Here is a 319-nt window from a genome sequence, read left to right on the forward strand (position 1 = left end):
CCTCCGTCGCCATCGGCCGCACCGTGCATCCGGAGCGAGGCTGGTGGGTGGGCCTGGACCACACCGCGCTGGCGGCCGCTTGCGTCCACCACCTCGCGGGCCTCCGCCCCCACAGGGTCGCCTTCGTCAACCGGCCTCAGCAGCTGCTGCGGGCCGGGTACGAGTCCGCTCACCGCGGCCTGGACGGCCTCACCAAAGACGCGGCCGAGCGCGGGCTGACCGTGCGCACGTACTGCTGCGGGGACGATGCCGCGTCGGGCCAGGCCTGTGTGGAACGGATCCTGCACGACGGCCCGCCCACCACGGCCCTGGTCACGCT

General features: G+C 74.3%; 1 protein-coding gene. It reads left to right on the plus strand.

Translation table 11 applies throughout. The features are described 5' to 3' along the window. On the plus strand, positions 1 to 319 hold a 319-nt coding region (locus ADL12_RS26240), incomplete at both ends, for a type 1 periplasmic-binding domain-containing protein (RefSeq protein ID WP_167364435.1).

The sequence above is a fragment of the Streptomyces regalis genome (assembly GCF_001509475.1).
GTDB lineage: Bacteria > Actinomycetota > Actinomycetes > Streptomycetales > Streptomycetaceae > Streptomyces > Streptomyces regalis.